The sequence below is a fragment of the Streptomyces showdoensis genome (assembly GCF_039535475.1).
GTDB classification, from domain to species: domain Bacteria; phylum Actinomycetota; class Actinomycetes; order Streptomycetales; family Streptomycetaceae; genus Streptomyces; species Streptomyces showdoensis.
The window spans coordinates 265,536-284,610 of record NZ_BAAAXG010000027.1 but is presented as its reverse complement, the minus strand read 5'-3'; the positions used below and the strand labels follow the sequence as shown (position 1 = coordinate 284,610).

Genomic DNA, 19,075 nt, shown 5'->3' with positions numbered 1-19,075 from the left:
ATCGCGGGCAAGCGGGTCCTGGTCACCGGCGGTGCCGGGACCATCGGATCCCATGTGACCGACCTCCTGGTGGAGGGGGGGTGCGAGCCAGGTCGTCGTCCTGGACAACTTCGTGCGCGGCCGCCGGGCCAACCTCGCCAAGGCCCTGGCCGGCGGCCGGGTCGAGCTCGTCGAGGGCGACATCCGGGACGCGTCGACCGTGCACCGGGTGACCGAGGGGGCCGACCTCGTCTACCACCTGGCGGCGATCCGCATCACCCAGTGCGCGGAGGAGCCCCGGCTCGCCAACGAGGTCATGGTGAACGGCACGTTCAACGTCCTGGAGGCCGCCGCGGCCGCCGGGGTGGGGAAGGTGATCGCCTCCTCCTCGGCCTCCGTGTACGGCCTGGCCGAGTCGTTCCCGACCACCGAGCGGCACCACCCGTACAACAACGACACGTTCTACGGCGCGGCCAAGGCCTTCAACGAGGGCATGCTGCGCAGCTTCCACGCCATGTACGGCCTGGACTACGTGGCGCTGCGCTACTTCAACGTGTACGGGCCCCGGATGGACATCCACGGCCTCTACACCGAGGTGCTGATCCGCTGGATGGAGCGGATCGAGGCGGGCGAGCCGCCGCTGATCCTCGGCGACGGCACCCAGACGATGGACTTCGTCGACGTCCGCGACATCGCCCGCGCCAACATCCTGGCGGCGCGCGAGGGCCTGACCGACGAGGTGTTCAACGTGGCGAGCGCCACCGAGACCTCGCTGCGCGAGCTGGCCGACGGCCTCCTCGAGGTGATGGGCTCGGACCTGGAGCCGGTGCACGGCCCGGCCCGCGCGGTCAACGGGGTGACCCGGCGGCTCGCGGACACCACGCTCGCCGAGGGGCGGCTCGGCTTCAAGGCCGAGATCGACCTGCGGACCGGGCTGCGGGACCTGGTCGAGTGGTGGCGGGCCGAGAAGGGGGCGACGGCCACGGACGCCGACACGGCCGCCGCGAAGGCGCCCGTCCGGATCCCGGTGATGGTGCCCTGGCTCGGCGAGGAGGAGGCCCGGGCGGCCTCCGACACCGTGCGGTCCGGCTGGGTCGCGCAGGGACCGAAGGTCGCCGAGTTCGAGCGGGCCTTCGCGGAGCGGGTCGGCGCCCGGCACGGGGTGGCGGTCAGCTCCTGCACGACCGCGCTCCACCTGGCCCTGGTCGCGCTCGGCCTCGGCCCCGGCGACCAGGTCGTGGTCCCCTCGCTGTCCTTCATCGCCACCGCCAACGCCGTGCGGTACGTGGGCGCCGAACCGGTCTTCGCCGACGTCGACCTCGCCACCGGCAACCTCACCGCCGCCACCGTCGACGCGGTCCGCACCCCGGCCACCAAGGCCGTCCTCCTGGTCCACCAGGGCGGCGTGCCGGCCGACGTGGCCGCGCTGCGGGCCGCCTGCGAGGGCTGGGGGCTGCCGCTGGTCGAGGACGCGGCCTGCGCGATCGGCTCCACCGTCGACGGGGCCTCCGTCGGGCGGGGCGCGCTGCTCGCCGCCTGGTCCTTCCACCCGCGCAAGCTGCTCACCACCGGCGAGGGCGGCATGGTCACCACCGACGACGCCGAGTGGGCGGCGCGGCTGCGCCGGCTGCGCGAGCACGGGATGAACGTGTCGGCGGCCGAACGGCACGCGAGCGGCAAGCCGGTCCTGGAGAGCTACCTGGAGACCGGGTTCAACTACCGGATGACCGACATCCAGGCGGCGGTCGGCCTCGCCCAGCTGGCGAAGCTGGACGCCCTGGTGGCCCGCCGCCGCGAGCTGGCCGCCCGCTACACGGAGCTGCTGGCGGACGTGCCCGGTCTGACGCCGGTGACCGACCCCGCGCACGGCGAGGGCAACTTCCAGTCGTACTGGGTGCTGCTCGCCGAGGAGTTCCCGGTCGGCCGCGACGAGCTGCTCGCCGTGCTCGCCGAGGCCGGGATCTCGGCCCGCCGCGGCATCATGGCCAGCCACCTGGAACCCGCCTACGCGGGCCACCCCGCCGGACCGCTGCCGGCCACCGAGCGGATCGCCCGCGACTCGCTGATCCTGCCGCTGTTCCACACCCTGACCGAGGAGCAGCAGGACCGCGTGGTCGCCGTCCTGCGGGAAGCGGCGGCGCGTCCGTGACCCAGCTCGTCATCATCGGCGCCGGAGGCTTCGCGCGGGAGACCGCGCAGGCCGTCCGGGCCGCCGGCCTGCCCCTGGCGGGCCACCTCGACGACGACCCGGCGCTGCACGGCGTCGAGGTCGACGGCGTGCCCGTGCTCGGCGGCAGCGCGCTGGTGCGGGAGCTGCCCGGCGCGTCCTTCGTGGTCTGCGTGGGCAGCCCGCGCGACTACGCGGCCCGCGCCCGGGTGGTCGCCCGGCTCGGGCTGCCGGACGACCGCTACGCCACCGTCGTGCACCCCACGGCGGTGGTGTCGGGGACGTCGACGCTCGGCCCCGGCACGGTGCTCCTCGCCCACACGGTCCTGACCGCCGCGGTGCGGGTGGGCCGGCACGTCGCCGTGATGCCGCACACCGTCCTGACCCACGACGACGAGGTGGCCGACTTCGCCACCCTCGCCTCCGGGGTACGGCTCGGCGGCGGCGCCCGGATCGGCCGGGGCGCCTACCTCGGCGCCGGCGCGCTGGTCCGCGAGGGCACGGCGATCGGCGCCTGGTCGCTCGTCGGCATGGGCAGCACGGTCCTGGCCGACGTCCCCGAGGGCGAGGTCTGGGCCGGCTCCCCGGCCCGCCGGCTGCGCGCGGCGGCCTCCTCGGCCCTCGAACAGCTCGACCACGACACCACCCAGGGGGACCCGCTGGTCCCGGCACGAGGAGTGAACGGCTGATGAACCAGATTCCCCTGGTCGACCTGAAGGCGGCGCACGCCGAGGTCGCCGAGGAGATACGCGCCGGCTTCGACCGGGTCCTGGCCGGCACCGCCTTCATCGGCGGCGAGGAGGTCCGGGAGTTCGAGCGGGAGTACGCCGAGTTCGGCGGCGTCGAGCACGTCGTGGGCGTCGCCAACGGCACGGACGCCCTGGAGCTGGCGCTGCGGGCGAGCGGGGTCGGGGCCGGTGACCAGGTGATCGTCCCCGCGAACACCTTCATCGCCACGGCGGGCGCGGTCGCCCGCGCCGGGGCCCGGCCGGTCCTGGTGGACTGCGACCCGGAGACCCTGCTGATCGACCCCGCGGCGGCCGCGGCCGCGGTCGGGGCGGGCACCCGGGCCGTGGTGCCGGTCCACCTGTACGGGCAGAGCGCGGACGTGGCGGCGCTGGCCGCCGCGCTCCCGGAGCGCGTACGGATCGTCGAGGACGCCGCCCAGAGCCAGGGCGCGAGCCGGAACGGCCGTACGCCGGGCAGCGGGGGCATCGCCGCCACCAGCTTCTACCCGGGCAAGAACCTCGGCGCCTACGGCGACGCCGGGGCGGTGCTCACCGACGACCCCGAGGCCGCCGCCCTGATGCGGGCGATCGCGAACCACGGCGGGGTCCAGAAGTACCGGCACGACGTGCCCGGCTTCAACAGCCGGCTCGACGGGCTGCAGGCCGTGGTGCTGCGGGCCAAGCTGCGCCGGCTCGCCGCCGGAAACGCGGCCCGGCGGGCGGCGGCGGCCCGCTACGACGAGCTGCTCGCCCCGCTCGCGGGCGCCGGACGGCTCGTTCTCCCCTCCACCGCCGAGGGCAACGAGCACGTGTGGCACCTCTACGTGGTGCGGGTGCCCGGGGCGGACCGCGACGCGGTGGTGGGCAAGCTCAACGCGAGCGGCATCGGCGCCGGGGTGCACTACCCGGACCCGGTCCACCTGACGCCCGCCTACGCCCACCTCGGGTACCACCGGGGGGACTTCCCGCACGCCGAGCGGGCCGCCGGCGAGATCCTCTCGCTCCCGCTCTTCCCGCAGATCTCCCACGACCAGCAGCAGCAGGTCGTGGACGCGCTGGTCAACGCCCTGAACTAGGGCCCGCTCCCCACCCCGGCCGGAAGGCCTGGACCTGTACTGCCCGTGAAAGGTACAGCGATGCAAAACCGATTCCGTCGGGCCAGAGGCGCCTTGTTCGCCCTGGCCGCGGCCCTGACAGCGATCTTCTTGCCGCCGGCCGGAGAGGCGAGCGCGCTCGCCGATCCATGCGGAACGGGCAGCAACCCCATCACCTGCGAGAACTCCAAGCCGGGCACACCCATGTCCGACTGGTTCGCGGGCAGCTCCTGGGGCGACATCGCGGGGTTCCCCACCAAGATGAGCCTCCAGGCCGGGGAGACCCTCCAGTTCAAGGTCCAGTCCCCGTCCTCGTACCGCGTCCGGATCTACCGGCTCGGCTGGTACGGCGGTGACGGCGCGCGGCTGGTGTCCACCCAGGCGCAGGCCGACCAGACCTACCCCGCCACCTACCTGACGCAGCGGCCCAGCTGCCTGAAGGACCAGCCGACCGGCCTGATGGACTGCGGCAACTGGCCCACCACGGCGAGCTGGACGGTCCCCTCCGACGCGGTCTCGGGCCTGTACGTGGCCAACTTCGACCAGGCCGACGGCAACGGCCTCATGCCGTACCCGTTCGTGGTGCGCAACGACGCCAGCCGCTCCGAGATCCTCGTGCAGACCTCGGACCAGACCTGGCAGGCGTACAACGACTGGGGCGGCACCAACCTCTACGACGGGCAGGGGCCCGCCCCCGACGGGCGCGCGTACAAGGTGAGTTACAACCGCCCGATGGACATCGGCGGCGAGAACGGCATCTACGGCTCCGAGTTCGAGATGATCTCCTGGCTGGAGCGCAACGGCTACGACCTCAGCTACGTCTCCGGTCTGGACACGGCCACCCGGGGCTCCGCGCTGCTCGCCAACCACAAGATGTTCATGTCGCAGGGGCACGACGAGTACTGGACGCAGGAGCAGTTCACCAACGTGCTGAACGCCCGCAAGGCGGGCCAGCACCAGACGTACTTCTCCGGCAACGAGATCTTCTGGAAGACCCGGCTGGAACCGAGCATCGACGGCAGCAACACCGCCAACCGCACCCTGGTCTGCTACAAGGAGACCAAGCTCAAGTTCCCCACGCCGAACGGCGTTCCCGACCCGAGCAACGTGTGGACGGGCACCTGGATGGACCCGGACAGCACCAAGGAGGGGGAGCCCTACCGGCCGCAGAACATCCTCACCGGTTCCCTGTTCCAGGTGAACGGCCCGCGCAACGACGCCATCACCGTGCCCGCCGCCTACGCGAAGATGCGCCTGTGGCGCAACACCTCGGTCGCCGGTCTGACCGGCAACCAGGTCGCCACCTTCCCGCAGGGCACCCTCGGCTACGAGTGGAACAGCGACGTCGAGAACGCCTCCCGGCCGGCCGGGCAGATCCGGATGTCCTCCACCACCGTCGACGTCAACGACGGCAACTACCTGCTCGACTGGGGCAACTACTACGGGAACGGGACCGCGACCCACAGCCTCGTCGCCTTCCGTGACCAGACCTCCAAGGCGCTGGTGTTCGGCACCGGGACCGTGCAGTGGTCCTGGGGTCTGACCAACGTCCCGACGGCCGACCCCGCCGGCGGCGTGATCACCGCGGACAAGCGGATGCAGCAGGCCACGGTGAACATCCTGGCCGACATGGGCATCCAGCCGAAGACCCGCCAGGACGACCTGGTCCCCGCCTACGCGTCCGACGACATCACCGGCCCCACGGTCACCGTGAACACCCCGACCGCGAACGCCTCCGTCCCCGCGCTGCGCCAGATCACCGTCACCGGCACGGCGGCCGACTCCGGCGGCGTGGTCGCCCGCGTCGAGGTCTCCACCGACGGCGGCACCACCTGGAAGGCCGCCGAGGGCACCGGCACCTGGAGCTACAAGTGGACCCCGCTGGCGGAGGGACCCGTGCAGCTCAAGGTCCGCGCCGTCGACGACAGCGTCAACCTCGGCAACGTCACCACCGTCCCGCTGACCGTGACCCAGCAGCAGTGCCCGTGCACGGTGTGGCCGGCCACCGCCGCCCCGACGAAGGCGAACAGCGGCGACGGCAGCTCGGTCGAGCTCGGCGTGAAGGTCCGCAGCTCGGTGCCCGGCACGATCACCGGCGTCCGCTTCTACAAGTCGAGCGCCAACGTCGGCACCCACAAGGGCAGCCTGTGGTCCGCCACCGGCCAGCTCCTCGCGACCGGCACCTTCACCAACGAGACCGCCTCCGGCTGGCAGGAGCTGAAGTTCGCCACCCCGGTCCCGGCGAAGGCCAACACCACGTACATCGCCTCGTACTTCGCCCCCAGCGGCGGGTACTCCTACGACGCCCACTACTTCACCGACAAGGCCGCCGGCCTCGCCCCGCTGACGGCGCTCCAGTCCGGCACCGACGGCGGGAACGGCGTCTACCGGTACGGCGGCACCAGCGGCTTCCCGAACCAGGCGTCCGCGGGCAGCAACTACTGGGTGGACGCCATCCTGGAGACGGGCTCGGCCAGCACCGTGCCGCCCACCGTCACCGGCCGCACCCCGGCCCCGGGGGCGACCAACGTGTCGATCACGGCCCCGCTGACCGCCACCTTCAACCAGAGCATCGACAGCGGCACCCTGGTCTTCACCGTCCAGGGCCCCGGCGGCGCCACCGTCCCGGGCCGGGCCACGCTCGACGGGGACGGCAAGACGGCGGCCTTCACCCTCAACAGCCAGCTGGCCCTGGGCACCACGTACACGGTCTCCGTCCAGGCCGCCGACCTGTGGGGCAACGCGATGGCCGACCCGGTCAGCTGGACCTTCACGACCAGCTCGACCCCGCCGGCCGCCGCCTGCCCGTGCACCCTGTGGAACGCGCAGACGGTGCCGGTGAAGACCGCCGAGACCAGTGACGGCAACTCCCTGGAACTGGGCACCCGCTTCCAGTCCTCGCTGGCGGGCAAGGTCACGGGCGTCACGTTCTACAAGGGGGCCACCAACACCGGCAGCCACACCGGCAGCCTGTGGGCCGCCGACGGCACCCTGCTGGCCACCGGCACCTTCACCGGAGAGACGGCCACCGGCTGGCAGACGCTGACCTTCGCCAGTCCGGTCACGATCACCGCGGGCGCCACCTACGTGGCCTCGTACCACGCTCCGAACGGCAACTACGCATCAGATCCGGGGTACTTCACCGGCGCCCACCTGAACTACCCGCTGTCGGCGCCCGCCGACTCCGGCGGCAGCGCCAACGGGCTGTACCGGTACGGCGCCACCAGCGCCTTCCCGAACAGCTCCTACAACTCGACCAACTACTGGGTCGGCCCGGTCTTCACGACCAACTGACCGGCCGACCGTCCGACCGGACACAGCGAAATCGGGGAACGCACCACATGAGCTCAGTCAGCGTCGTCATCCCCTGCTACAAGTACGGCCACTTCCTGGCCGACTGCGTACGCAGCGTGCTCGACGAACAGCCCGGCCTCGACGTGCGGGTGCTCATCATCGACGACGCGTCCCCCGACGACTCGGCGGAGGCGGCCAGGAAGCTGGCCGCCTCCGACCCGAGGATCGAGGTACGGGTCCACGAGACCAACAAGGGGCACATCGCCACCTACAACGAGGGCCTGCTGGAGTGGGCGGACGGCGACTACGTCGTGCTGCTCTCCGCCGACGACCGGCTGGTCCCCGGGGCGCTCGTCCGGGCCGTGGCCCTGCTCGACGCCCACCCGGAGGCCGGCTTCGCCTACGGCAGGCCGCTGCGCTTCCGGCACGGCGGACCGCTCCCCGCGGCCCGCACCCGCTCCACCGGCTCCGTGGTCTACCCCGGCCACTGGTGGCTGGAGCGGCGTTTCCGCGAGGGCACCGGGTGCATCACCTCCCCGGAGGTGGTGGTCCGCACCAGCCTCCAGCGGAAGGTGGGCGGCTACGACCCCGGGCTGCCGCACGCCGGGGACATCGAGATGTGGATGCGGCTGGCCGCCCACGCCGACGTCGGCTACGTCGCGGGGGCGGACCAGGCCTACTACCGGGTCCACGGCAACAACATGTCCACCACCGACTTCGGGGGCCAGCTCGACGACCTGCGCCAGCGCAGGGCCGCGTTCACCGCGGTCCTGGAGAAGTGCGCGGACCTGCTCCCCCAGGCCGACCGCCTGGCGGGCCTGGTGGACACCCGGCTGGCCCGCCAGGCACTGCGCCGGGCCTACCGGGCCTACGACCGGGGGCGCACCGACGTCGTACCGGTCGAGGAGCTGGTGAGCCTCGCCAAGCAGTGGCGGCCGGACGCCGAGACGCTGCCGGAGTACCGGGCGCTGCGGCTGCGGCGGCGGATCGGGGCGCGGGTCATGCCGTACCTCCAGCCGCTGGTGCTCTCGGCCGTGGTCGACCGGGGCCGCGAGTGGCTCTGGTGGCGGTCCTGGAAGCGCCGCGGCATCTAGTCCCCCTCTCCTCCATGGAACGAAAGGCACATCCGTGAACTACCGCGTCCAGCCCACCGCCCAGGTCGACGAGAAGGCCGTCGTCGGCGCGGGCAGCAGCGTGTGGGAGCTCGCGCAGATCCGCGAGGACGCCCGTCTCGGCGAGAACTGCGTGGTGGGGCGCGGCGCGTACGTCGGCCCCGGGGTGACCATCGGGGACAACTGCAAGCTGCAGAACTACGCCCTGGTGTACGAGCCCGCGGTGCTCGGCGACGGCGTCTTCATCGGACCGTCCGTCGTCCTCACCAACGACCACAACCCGAGGGCCGTGGACCCGGACGGGCGGCTGAAGCGGGGCGGCGACTGGGAGCCGGTCGCCGTGCGGATCGGCGACGGCGCGGCGGTCGGCGCCCGCTCGGTGTGCGTGGCGCCGGTGACCATCGGGCGCTGGGCGCTGGTCGCGGCCGGTTCGGTGGTCACCGCGGACGTCCCCGACTTCGCCCTGGTGATGGGCGTCCCGGCCCGCCGGGCGGGCTGGGTCGGCAAGGCCGGCGTCCGGCTGACGGAGGAGCCGGGCACCCCCGGTCTGTGGCGGTGCCCGGAGACGGGCGAGCGCTACGAGGAGCGGGACGGGCGGCTCACGGAGTACGGTGCTGCGCGCTGAGCCGCCGCTCCCGGCCCGCTCGCCGCGCCGTCGCGATCCGCTCGATCCACAGCGCCGTCATCACGCCGGCGAGGGTGCCCAGCGCGCCCACGCCGGCCACCGCGCGGGTGCGGTTGGGCGGCAGCGCGACGGTGCCCGGCCGGTTCACCAGGTCGACGGTGAGGAGCGTGGCGGACGGCACGTGCTGGGTGGCCTGGAGGGCGTTCAGGTGCTTGCCGTACACCCCGATGATCAACTGGACCTGCCGGTCGGCCTCTTCGGCACCGGTCTGCTCCGACTCGACCTGCAGGGTGGGGATCGAGTAGTACGGGGTGGCGCTGGTGCCGCTGTTGCGGGGGGTGAGCCGGTAGGTGCCGTGCACCCCGGCCGCCCGCAGCTCGGCCTGTCCGGCGGGCGACTGGAGCTGCTGGACCACGGCGTAGGACACCAGGGCCAGCGAGGGCTGGAGGTTGGTCAGCTGGTTGGGCTGGTTGCCGGTCCGCGGCGGTTTGACCACCAGCACCGCCGAGCTCTGGAAGCGCGGTGCCGGCCGCAGGGCCGGGTAGCAGGCGACGCCGGTGAGGAGCATGGCGAGGACCAGGACGTACCAGCGGCGCAGCAGCACACGGGCCAGTCCTTCGGGAGTCAGCACGTCTCTTTCCATCAGCACCGATACTGGCAGCACGAAGAGGAACCGGGGGAGGGTTCGTGAGCATCGCCGAGATCTTCCGCGTCCTGGCCGGGCGTTGGTACGTGATGGTGCCGCTGACCCTGCTGAGTCTGCTCGCGGGCGGTTACCTGTACACGACCGTCCCCGTGACGTACGAGTCGCAGAGCCAGCTCGCGCTGCTCAACTCCAGCAAGGTGGCCAAACCGGCGCCCAGTTACGGCAACCCCCTGGCGTACGCGAGCGGTTCGCTGATCGGCACGGCCGACGTGCTGATCCGGGCCCTCCAGTCGGCGGAGACGGCCCGTTTACTCCAAGGCCGTGGGATCACCGACGAGTACGGCGTGGACTTCGCCGCCCAGGCGGAGGGGCCGCTGCTCACGCTGACGGTCAAGGGCGAGGACAAGGACAAGGTCCTGGAGGAGACCCGGAAGATCACCGACTACGCCTCCGAGCAGCTGCGGGTCCTCCAGGACGAGGCCCGGGTGCCGGAGGGCTACTACGTGCGCTCGGCGCGGATCGTGCCGCCGCAGAAGCCGGTCTCGCAGCCCAAGTCCCGGTACCAGAAGGTGGCCGCGGTCGTCGTCTTCGGCATCACGTCCGCCTTCCTGCTGTCCTTCGTGATCGAGACCTGGGCGGCGGCCCGCCGGCGCACCCGCGGGCTGCCGCCGCGGCCGGTCCCGGCGCCCCGGCCCGGCGCGGGGCGGCTGCGCACCCTGCTGACCCGGCCGCTGGACGCCACCGCCGTCCTCACCGGCTATCTGGCGCTCGCCCTGTTCCTGCCGTCGAACCTGGCGCTGCCGGCCCTCGGCGGCGCGGGCACCCCGGCGAACGTCTTCGCGCTCCTCGGCCTGTTCTGGTACCTGGCGACCTGGTGCGGCGGGCGGATCGCCCCCGCGCCCGGGACCCGCACCATGCGGACGGTGATGCTGCTGCTGGCGGTCACGGTCCTCCTGTCGTACGTCGCCAACCAGGACCGGATCAGCTCGCAGAAGGAGATACTGGCCGCCGACCGGGGGCTGATCGTGCTGCTCGTCTGGGTGTCCCTGGTGGTGCTGACCACGGCCGGGATCCAGGACCGGGCGCGGCTGGACGTGCTGATGCGGCGGCTCGTGGTGATGGGCTCGGTGGTCGCGCTGCTCGGCCTGTACGACTTCTTCACCGGCACCAACATCGCCGACTCGCTGCGCATCCCCGGGCTCAACTCCAGCGTGGCGAACGTCGCCGTGCTCGACCGCGGTTCGTTCACCCGGCCGCGTTCGCTGACCGCCCATCCGCTGGAGTTCAGCGGGATGCTCGCCATCCTGCTGCCGTTCGCCATCGCCCAGGCCTTCGACCCGGCCCGGGCCCACCTGAAGAAGTGGAAGCTGTGGGCGCCGGTCGTGCTGCTGGGCGGCGGGCTGCCCCTGACGGTGTCGCGGACCTCGATCATCGGACTGCTGGTGGTCGTCCTGATCATGGTGCCGCGCTGGAAGCCGCAGCGGCGCTGGACCGCGATCGGCATCCTGTTCGGCGCGGTGGCGGTGTTCAAGGTCCTGGTGCCGGGGCTCATCGGCACCATCACCACGCTCTTCTCGGGCAGCCTGAACAACGCGGACAGCAGCACCCAGGCCCGCACCATCAAGTACCCGAAGATCGCCGAGTACTTCCTGCAGGACCCGGTCTTCGGCCGGGGCTTCGGCACCTTCACGCCGGAGCGCTACTTCTTCACCGACAACCAGTACCTGCTGACGCTGGCGGAGCTGGGCGCGCTCGGCGTCCTCGTCCTCCTCGTCCTGGGGCTCACCGGGGTGCACAACGGCGGCGCCATCCGCCGTCTCGCCCGGCACGAGTCCGACCGGGAGCTCGGCCAGGCCTTCTTCGCCTCGGCGCTGGTCGCCCTGGTGATCAGCGCGACCTTCGACACGCTGAGCTTCCCCATGTTCGCCGGCGTCTTCTTCCTGCTCCTCGGCGCGGGGGGCAGCTGCCTCGGTTTCGTACGGGGTGAGGCGGAGGCGGCCCGGAGGGCCGGCCCGGCACCGCGCCCCCGCACGCCCGACCCATCGCACCTCGTGGAGATCTGATGCAAGCTCAGCAGCAGGGCGCAGGGCCCGTCGCCGTCGTCGTCGTGACCTGGAACAGCGCCGAGGTGCTGCCCGGCTTCCTGGACTCGCTGCCGTCCGGGATGGCGGGGCTCGACTGGCGGCTGGTCGTCGCGGACAACGACTCCGCGGACGACACCGTCGCCGTGGTCCGCAAGCACGCGCCCGAGGCCACCGTCGTGGAGACGGGCCGCAACGGCGGGTACTCCTTCGGGATCAACGCGGCCCTGCGGGCCGCGGCCGCCTGGGAGGGCGGCTTCGGCGCGGTGCTGATCTGCAACCCGGACGTGCGGATGGCGGAGGGCTGCGCCGCGGCCCTGGTCGGGGCGCTGGGCACCCCGCTGCCGGACGGGACCGAGGTCGGCATCAGCGTGCCGGTGCTCCACGAGGAGGACGGGGAGCTCATCCACTCGCTGCGGCGCGAGTCCAGCGTGACCCGGGCGCTCGGCGAGGCGGTGCTGGGCAACCGCAGGGCCGGGCGGTTCCCCCGCTGGAGCGAGCTGGTCACGGCGCCGGACGCGTACGCCGGGCGGACCGAGGCGGACTGGGCGACCGGGGCACTGCTCGCCCTGTCACCCGCGTGTGTGGCGGCCTGCGGGCCGTGGGACGAGTCCTTCTTCCTCTACTCGGAGGAGACGGACTACTGCCTGCGCGCCCGGGACCTGGGGCTGCGCACCCGGCTGGAGCCGGAGGCGCGGGCCCGCCACCTCGGCGGGGACTCCCGGGTCTCGCCCCGGCTGTGGTCGCTGCTCGTGGTGAACCGGGTGCGGCTGTTCCGTCGCCGGCACGGCCTGCCGGCGACGGTGGCGTTCCGCTCGGCGGTGCTGCTGCGGGAGCTGTCCCGGGCCGCGCTGGGCCGGGAGCCGGCCCGGGCGGCGGTGCGCGCCCTGCTGGGCGCGCCCCGCTCGCCTCACCAGGAGGTGTAGAAGCTGCCCGGGTTCACCAGGTACCGCACGGTGGGCCGGGCGAGGTGCGCGACCCGGTGGCCGCGGCTGTAGCGGCGGATCAGCTCCCAGTCCTCCCGGGGCAGCACCTCGGGGGTGCGCCGGAGCCTGCTGAAGCGCAGGGCGGGCACCCGGCGGGCGACGAAGGCGTTGGTGTCGAGGAAGGCCTCGTGGGCGGCCCTGCGCCGGTCGAACGGCACCGACAGGACGTCCATGTCGGTGCCGTCCGGACGTACCCTGCGCAGCGCGGTGTACACCCCGTCGGGACCGCCGGGTGTGGTCAGGGTCTCCAGCGCCTCCTGGAGGTGCTCCGGTTCCCAGAGGTTGTCGTCGTCGAGGAAGGCGACGTAGCGCGAGGCGGTCAGCCGGATGCCGACGTTGCGCACCACCCCGGCCACGCCGGTGTTCCGGCTGAGGGAGACGGCGAACAGGCGCGGGTCGGCCGGGAGTTCGGGCAGTCCGGCGCCGTCGTCGACGACGATGACGACCTGGTCCCGCACGGACTGCTCCAGGGCCGAGCGCACGGCCCGCAGCAGCGCCTCGGGGCGCCGGTGGGTGGCGATGACGGTGGCGACCCGGGCCGTCGGGCGCCGGCCCAGGACGCGGGCCAGCCGGGCGGTCTCGGCGTCCTCGAAGCGCCGCAGCCGCACGGCTCCGGGCGCGAGGAGGACCTTGTTGCGGAGCTCGTACAGGACCAGCCAGCCGAAGAGGCGCTTGAGGAGTTCCCACGGCCCCCTGAGGACCCGGCGCATCAGACCCGGGTGCGGACGGCCGTCAGCGACTTGGTGAGCCCGGCCACCCGCTCGCTGAGGATCACGGAGCGGGGGAAGAGGTAGCCCATCTCGGCCCGGGTGAGCAGCTCGATGTTGATGACCGCGTCCATGCCCTCCTCGGGCGTGGCGGGGCGGCTGTGGGTGAGCGGCCAGTGCCGCACCAGCTTGGCCTGGGCGGCCAGCGGCAGGAACTGGAAACCGGGGGCGAGGAAGTGCGGCTCCACCGGGAAGTAGCGGTAGGGCGTCTGCACCCAGTGCAGCGGGGCGAGTTGCTCGATGGCGGCGACGAAGCGGCGGCGCTGGCTGGGGCCGCCGACGTGCTCGATGGTGGAGTTGGAGACCACCAGGTCGAACTCCCCCAGCTTGCCGGGGATCTCCGGGTCGGTGACGTCGGCGATCTCGGCGGTGATCCAGTCGGGCAGCTCGGCCGGGTGCGCCTCCAGGTTCACCAGGTGGACGTGCTTCGGACGGAGCGGGGAGCGCGTCCAGTTCGAGGCGGTGCCGCCCAGGTCGACGACGCGCATGTCGGCGATGCCGGGGAAGCAGTTGCGGAACCGCTCCCAGCGGGCCGCGCGGAATCGTTCGCCGAGCGAGTCGGGCGCGTCGACGAAACGATTGCGGAGGGCACGGAGGCCGGACATCGCATCAACCACCTGATGATCGAGGAAAGGGTGGGGTCGGTCCCAACCCTATGCGTACGGTGGGGATTTATCAGCCGATCTGCCGACGTCGTCGGGTCACTCCGGGGCCGGCACGACGGGGGTCCCGTCGGCCATCCGGTTGCCGCGCCAGATGTTGCCCTGACCGGCGGCGTTCCAGTAGGCGACGGCGCCGTACCGGCCGCCCGAGGGGTAGATCTCGGGCGAGAAGACGTTGTCGGTGACCTCGATGCCGGAGGAGTCCTTGCCGCCGGCGTAGAGCGCGTACGCGCCGCCGGCCAGCCAGTTGTCGTCGACGACGGTGTGGGTGACGGGGGCGGCGTCGGCGAACAGGCCGACGGCGGCCGAGGCTCCCTGGTCGACGGGGGTGGCGTTGATCAGGGTGTTGTGCCGGATGATCAGCTTGCCCTGGCCGCCGCCGTTGCTGATCACGGCGTTGGTGTGCTGCCACACCCCGTCGAGGTTCTTGTACGGGACGATGCCGTGGACGTAGTTGTCGTGCAGGTTGCCCTGGCCCATGGAGAGGGCGTCGCCGAAGCCGGAGATGTCGCAGTGGCCGACCTCGACCGAGCTGGTGCTCATGTTGGAGACGGCGTAGTCCGAGCCGCCGTTGTTGGGGCCCTTTCCGGGGACGGCGTTGATCTCGGTGTGCAGGATCCGCAGTCCCTTGAAGCCCGGACGCAGGTTGATCCCCCACCAGTTGGTGGAGGTGATGCGGCTGTCGATCACGGTCACGTCGTTGGCGTAGATGTCGAGGGAGCCGGTGATGTCCCAGCCCCTGATGACCGTGCCGTCGGTGCGGATGCTCGCGTTCCCGGTGCTCTGCGGGGTCAGCGTCGCCATCCGCGGCCCGGTGGTGCTCGCGTCGGGGTAGCCGCAGGCCCGGGGGCTCGCGCAGCCCCTGCGGGCGGGCGGCTTGGCGTCCCGCGGGCCGGGCGACCGGGAGAGGCTGGAGGACGGGACGGGGCCCGGGGACCCGGAGCCGGACGGGCTCGCGGTGGGGGCGGCGGGGCTCGCGGTCGGGTCCGGGTCCGCCGGCCGGGACGCTCCGCCGGCGCCCTCCCCGGGGGCGGTGATGGCACGGGAGTCGCAGAGCGCCGCGCCGCCCAGGCAGACCGCCTTGCCGCCGAGTCCGGTGAAGGTGATCAGGGAGAAGAGCAGGAGGGCGGTCAGCAGCACCGCTCCGAGGAGCTTGCGGCGGCCGGTGCGGGACGAGAGCTTGTGGCGGCCGGTGGGGGCCAGGGGACTCACCTCATCGTTCGGATGCCGGGGTGGCCGGCTGCTTCTGCGCCGGTACGGCGGGGGCGGCGGCCTCCCGCTGCTCCGCCGCCGGGGCGCGGCGGAACCGCGCGAGCGCGCCGCGCACCAGTCTGCGGGCCGGCAGCACGCACAGCGCGTAGCACACGAGCCCGATGACACACGTGGCGGACAGCGCCCCGAGCCCCTCCCCCAGCTCCCGGCGGAGCAGCACCAGGACGGCGGCCATGAGGGCGCCGCCGAGGACCGGGCGGACGCAGACCCGGGCGACGGCCCGGGTGGCGATCCCGCCGCGGCGCAGGGCCAGCAGGAAGGCGGGCAGCACGACGGCGCCGGCGACCAGGACGTGTCCGGCGGCGACCGTCTCGATGCCCCCGGCACGGGCGGCCAGCACCAGGACGGGGATCAGGGTGACCAGCCAGAGCCCCTGGATGAGCAGGAGCGAGCGGCGCCGGCCGATCGCGACGAGGCAGTCGTACGTGAGCTCGGCGGCGATCCGGGCGAGCCCGAGGGCCATCAGCCAGGGCAGCGCCTGGGCGGCCGGCAGCCACGTGGCGCCGTAGACGAGCTCCACGGCGGGCCCGGCGAGCGCGCCGAGCAGGACGCAGGCCGGGACCGTGGCGCTCATCAGCAGGCCCAGGGCGCTGCCGAAGCCCTGGGAGAGGGCCTTGGGGTCGTCGGCGAGCCGGGAGAAGCCGGCGAAGGAGACCCGGCGGGCGGTCTCCGAGATGACGCGCACGGGCCAGCCGGCCATGTTGAAGGCGAGCATGTAGAAGCCGAGGGACACGTTGCCCAGGACCGCGCCGACGATCATGGCGTCCGCGTTCACGACGGCGAGCGCGAGCATGCTGGCGCCGGCGAGCGGCAGGCCGAAACGGAGCAGTGCCCGGGCCTGGACGGGGTCCCAGCCGAAGCGGAGCATCCCGGGGGCGGCGATCGCGCAGCCGGCCAGGGCGACGACGTTGCCGGCGACGGCTCCGCAGGCGAAGCTCATGGCGCCCCAGCCGTGCAGGGCGAGGGCCAGGGTCACCGAGGTGCTGACGACGAAGTTGAGCGCGTCGATGACCATCCGGCGGCCCTGGGCGAACTCTCGGGTGAGGACGCCCGCGGGGACCTGGGAGAGGCCGTCGAGGACGAGGCAGATGCACATGACGCGCAGCACCGCGGTGGCCTCGGTGGAGCCGAGCAGCGCGGCGACGGCGGGCGCGGCGGCGAAGAGGCTGAGGTAGAGCAGGCCGCTGGAGACCGCGCTGAGGGTGAGGACGGTCGGCGCGAACCGGCGTACGTCCCCCTCCCAGCGGACGATGGCCAGCGAGACGCCGAGCTCGTTGGCGGAGAGCAGGACCATGAGGACGGTCTGGGCGACCCCGTACACGCCCCAGGCGGCGGGGTCGAGGACGTAGCGGACGAGCACGATGCCGGTGGCGAAGTTGCCGAGCCGCATCACCATCGTGTTGATGAGGCTCCACCGGGTCGCCGAGCGGACCTTGGTCCCCAGGGACGCCTGGTCACCGGGGGCGGCGGGCGCGGCGGGCCCGGCGGGCGCTGTTTCCATCGGAGAGGGCTCCTCGTCACTTCACCCAGGACGGTGGGCGCTTGGCCGGGCGGCGCTCGGCGGCGGCGGGCAGCACGGGCAGTTGGACGGTGGGCTGGTCGAGCGGCTGGGCGGCGGACGGCTCGGCCGAGACCTCGGGGTCGACAAGCGGGCCGGGCGCGGCCGGGACCGCCTCCCCCGCGGGATCCGCGGAGTCCGCCGCGTCCGCCGTCTCCGCCGCGGGCGAGGTCTGACGGTGCTTCGCCGGGGCGTCGTGGCGCCGGCGGGCCTCCACGAAGAAGGTGGCCACGAGGCTGAGCACGAAGCCGAGTCCGGCGGCCATGATCAGGTACTGGACCTTGGACTTCATCTGGGCCTGGGGGTCCTGGGGCGGAACGATGGTGGTGAGCCGGATCATGGAGTCCGCCTCGACCTTCTGGTCCGCCTGCAGGTCCTTCAGCCGCTGCGCGGTGTACTCCATGAGCGTCTTGTTGGCCTTCAGCACCGCGTCCGGGTCGTCACCGGTCACGGTGAGCCAGAGCAGCGGCCCCTGGGCGTTGTCCGCGATCTTCGCCTCGTACTTCTCGGTCAGCCCCTTGTCCTTGAGCTCCGCGACCGACACGTCGGAGTTGACGTTGCGGGCGAGGCTGTCGGCCATGCCCGTCAGCGAGGGCTCCATGCTGAGGAAGGGGTTGCCGTCGGCCGCCGCCCCCTTGCGGGAGTTGAGCAGCGCGACGGTGCTCTGCGACTCGTACGCGGTGGGGACGAGCAACCACGCCCCGACGGTCAGGCCGGCCGTCAGCAGCAGCCCGGGCACGAGGACGTACCACCGCCGGCACATGACCCGGAAGATTTCTGCGAGGTCCATGGCGTTCCCCCCTGCGCCCCCGATGTGGCGGCTGCTCAACTGCCGTACCGCTGAAGAGGATAGGTGGGATCGCGTCAGGTTGTGAGCCCTTCGCGATCACCACGTCTGCGATCAACGGGGGTCGGTGGGCCGCGGGCGGTCGCCCGCGGTCCCCCCTTCCAGCAGGACCCGGGCGATCCGGTCCCCCGCGTGCCCGTCCCACAGTGCGGGGCGGCGCGGTGGCGGCGGGTCCGACAGGAGTCGTACGGCGGTGGCCAGAATCCGCTGTGGATCGCGGCCGGCGAGGACGTTGGTGCCCTCGTCGACCGTGATCGGGCGCTCGGTGTTGTCCCGCAGGGTCACACAGGGCACGCCGAGCGCGGTGGTCTCCTCCTGGACCCCACCGGAATCGGTCAGGACGATCCGGGCGCCGGCCTGGAGGGCGATGAAGTCGAGGTATCCGGCCGGCGGGACGAGCCGGATGCCGCCGGGCACGCCGAGCGCGTTCAGCTTCTCGGCGGCCCTGGGGTGGACGGGCAGCACGAGGGGGCAGTGCGCGGCGACCTCGCCGAGCGCCTTGAGCAGTCCGGCGAGCACCTCGGGGTCGTCCACGTTGGCGGGCCGGTGCAGGGTGACCAGGCCGTACTCCCCGGGGGCGACGCCGTGGCGTGCGAGGGCGTCGCCGGCGAGGGCCCGCTCGCGGTTGGCGAACAGGGTGTCGATCATGACGTTGCCGACGACGTGGATCTGGTCCTCGCGGTAGCCCTCGGCCCGCAGGTTCTCGGCCGCGTCCTCCGAGGGGGCGAGGAGGTAGTCGCTGATCCGGTCGGTGGCGACCCGGTTGACCTCCTCGGGCATCGACCAGTCGCGGCTGCGCAGCCCGGCCTCGACGTGGGCGAGCAGCGGCCCGGCCTTGGCGGTGACCAGGGCGCAGGCCAGCGTGGAGTTGACGTCGCCGACCACGACGACGAGGTCCGGGGCGAGGTCCGCCACGAGCGGTTCGAACTCGGCCATGACCCGCCCGGTCTGCACGGCGTGGCTGCCGGAGCCGACGCCGAGGAAGCGGTCGGGCGGGCGCAGGCCGAGGTCGCGGAAGAAGACGTCGTTCATGGCCGGGTCGTAGTGCTGCCCGGTGTGGACGAGGAACACCTCGGCGCCCCTGGCCTCCAGGGCGTCCATCACCGGCTTGATCTTCATGTAGTTGGGGCGCGCGCCGGCGACGCAGACGACCCTCTTGACGTGCGTTCCGTGCGTGTCCTGCGTTCCGTGCATTCCCTGCGTTCCCTGCGTCCCGTTCGTGTCGTGCGTGTCGTTCGTGTCGTCCGGTCCGGACAT

The 19,075-nt window shown here is 72.8% G+C and carries 15 protein-coding genes; 8 read left to right on the top strand and 7 right to left on the bottom strand.

The window, feature by feature from the left end:
• Window positions 1–112 precede the first annotated feature (112 nt).
• From ABD981_RS34130 to ABD981_RS34105, 6 genes are all read left to right on the top strand, one after another.
• A complete protein-coding gene (locus ABD981_RS34130) occupies window positions 113–2,128 on the top strand; it encodes an aminotransferase class I/II-fold pyridoxal phosphate-dependent enzyme (protein ID WP_345530485.1) in 2,016 nt (671 codons plus the stop codon).
• A complete protein-coding gene (locus ABD981_RS34125; RefSeq protein ID WP_046907656.1) occupies window positions 2,125–2,835 on the top strand; it encodes an acetyltransferase in 711 nt (236 codons plus the stop codon). The genes ABD981_RS34130 and ABD981_RS34125 overlap by 4 nt, the downstream gene beginning before the upstream one ends.
• Complete coding sequence (locus ABD981_RS34120; RefSeq protein WP_046907657.1) at window positions 2,835–3,950, top strand: DegT/DnrJ/EryC1/StrS family aminotransferase; 1,116 nt, start codon at window positions 2,835–2,837, stop codon at window positions 3,948–3,950. Before ABD981_RS34125 ends, ABD981_RS34120 begins: the two co-directional genes overlap by 1 nt.
• Before the next feature lie 129 nt (window positions 3,951–4,079).
• Window positions 4,080–7,262 carry a DUF4082 domain-containing protein gene (locus tag ABD981_RS34115; RefSeq protein ID WP_240495202.1) on the top strand — a complete coding sequence of 1,061 codons (3,183 nt, stop codon included), beginning with the start codon at window positions 4,080–4,082 and terminating at the stop codon, window positions 7,260–7,262.
• A 47-nt stretch (window positions 7,263–7,309) separates the two neighbouring features.
• Window positions 7,310–8,356, top strand: coding sequence for a glycosyltransferase family 2 protein (locus tag ABD981_RS34110; RefSeq protein WP_046907659.1), 1,047 nt, complete (start codon window positions 7,310–7,312; stop codon window positions 8,354–8,356).
• 34 nt (window positions 8,357–8,390) lie between these two features.
• Window positions 8,391–8,999, top strand: coding sequence for an acyltransferase (locus ABD981_RS34105; protein ID WP_046907660.1), 609 nt, complete (start codon window positions 8,391–8,393; stop codon window positions 8,997–8,999).
• Here the strand turns inward: ABD981_RS34105 and ABD981_RS34100 are convergent.
• Complete coding sequence (locus ABD981_RS34100) at window positions 8,974–9,630, bottom strand: YveK family protein (protein ID WP_240495203.1); 657 nt, start codon at window positions 9,628–9,630, stop codon at window positions 8,974–8,976. The two genes, ABD981_RS34105 and ABD981_RS34100, sit on opposite strands and share 26 nt — an antisense overlap.
• A 56-nt stretch (window positions 9,631–9,686) precedes the next feature.
• On the opposite strand from ABD981_RS34100, the gene ABD981_RS34095 reads away from it, so the two are divergent.
• On the top strand, window positions 9,687–11,708 hold the full coding sequence (locus ABD981_RS34095; protein ID WP_046907661.1) for an O-antigen ligase family protein: 2,022 nt from the start codon (window positions 9,687–9,689) through the stop codon (window positions 11,706–11,708).
• The gene (locus tag ABD981_RS34090) at window positions 11,708–12,652 is read left to right on the top strand and encodes a glycosyltransferase family 2 protein (protein WP_046907662.1); all 945 of its coding nucleotides are present in this window, start codon (window positions 11,708–11,710) and stop codon (window positions 12,650–12,652) included. Before ABD981_RS34095 ends, ABD981_RS34090 begins: the two co-directional genes overlap by 1 nt.
• Here ABD981_RS34090 and ABD981_RS34085 read toward each other — a convergent pair.
• The 6 genes from ABD981_RS34085 to wecB form a co-directional block, all read right to left on the bottom strand.
• On the bottom strand, window positions 12,637–13,422 hold the full coding sequence (locus tag ABD981_RS34085) for a glycosyltransferase family 2 protein (protein WP_046907663.1): 786 nt from the start codon (window positions 13,420–13,422) through the stop codon (window positions 12,637–12,639). The two genes, ABD981_RS34090 and ABD981_RS34085, sit on opposite strands and share 16 nt — an antisense overlap.
• A complete protein-coding gene (locus ABD981_RS34080; protein WP_046907664.1) occupies window positions 13,422–14,084 on the bottom strand; it encodes a class I SAM-dependent methyltransferase in 663 nt (220 codons plus the stop codon). The genes ABD981_RS34085 and ABD981_RS34080 overlap by 1 nt, the downstream gene beginning before the upstream one ends.
• A gap of 96 nt (window positions 14,085–14,180) precedes the next feature.
• Window positions 14,181–15,353 carry a right-handed parallel beta-helix repeat-containing protein gene (locus ABD981_RS34075; protein WP_123954443.1) on the bottom strand — a complete coding sequence of 391 codons (1,173 nt, stop codon included), beginning with the start codon at window positions 15,351–15,353 and terminating at the stop codon, window positions 14,181–14,183.
• A gap of 1 nt (window position 15,354) precedes the next feature.
• The gene (locus ABD981_RS34070; RefSeq protein WP_046907665.1) at window positions 15,355–16,914 is read right to left on the bottom strand and encodes an oligosaccharide flippase family protein; all 1,560 of its coding nucleotides are present in this window, start codon (window positions 16,912–16,914) and stop codon (window positions 15,355–15,357) included.
• Between the two features lie 16 nt (window positions 16,915–16,930).
• The gene (locus ABD981_RS34065) at window positions 16,931–17,761 is read right to left on the bottom strand and encodes a YveK family protein (RefSeq protein WP_205628156.1); all 831 of its coding nucleotides are present in this window, start codon (window positions 17,759–17,761) and stop codon (window positions 16,931–16,933) included.
• A 111-nt stretch (window positions 17,762–17,872) separates the two neighbouring features.
• Window positions 17,873–19,012, bottom strand: coding sequence for a non-hydrolyzing UDP-N-acetylglucosamine 2-epimerase (gene wecB / locus ABD981_RS34060; protein ID WP_046907740.1), 1,140 nt, complete (start codon window positions 19,010–19,012; stop codon window positions 17,873–17,875).
• Window positions 19,013–19,075: the final 63 nt, after the last annotated feature.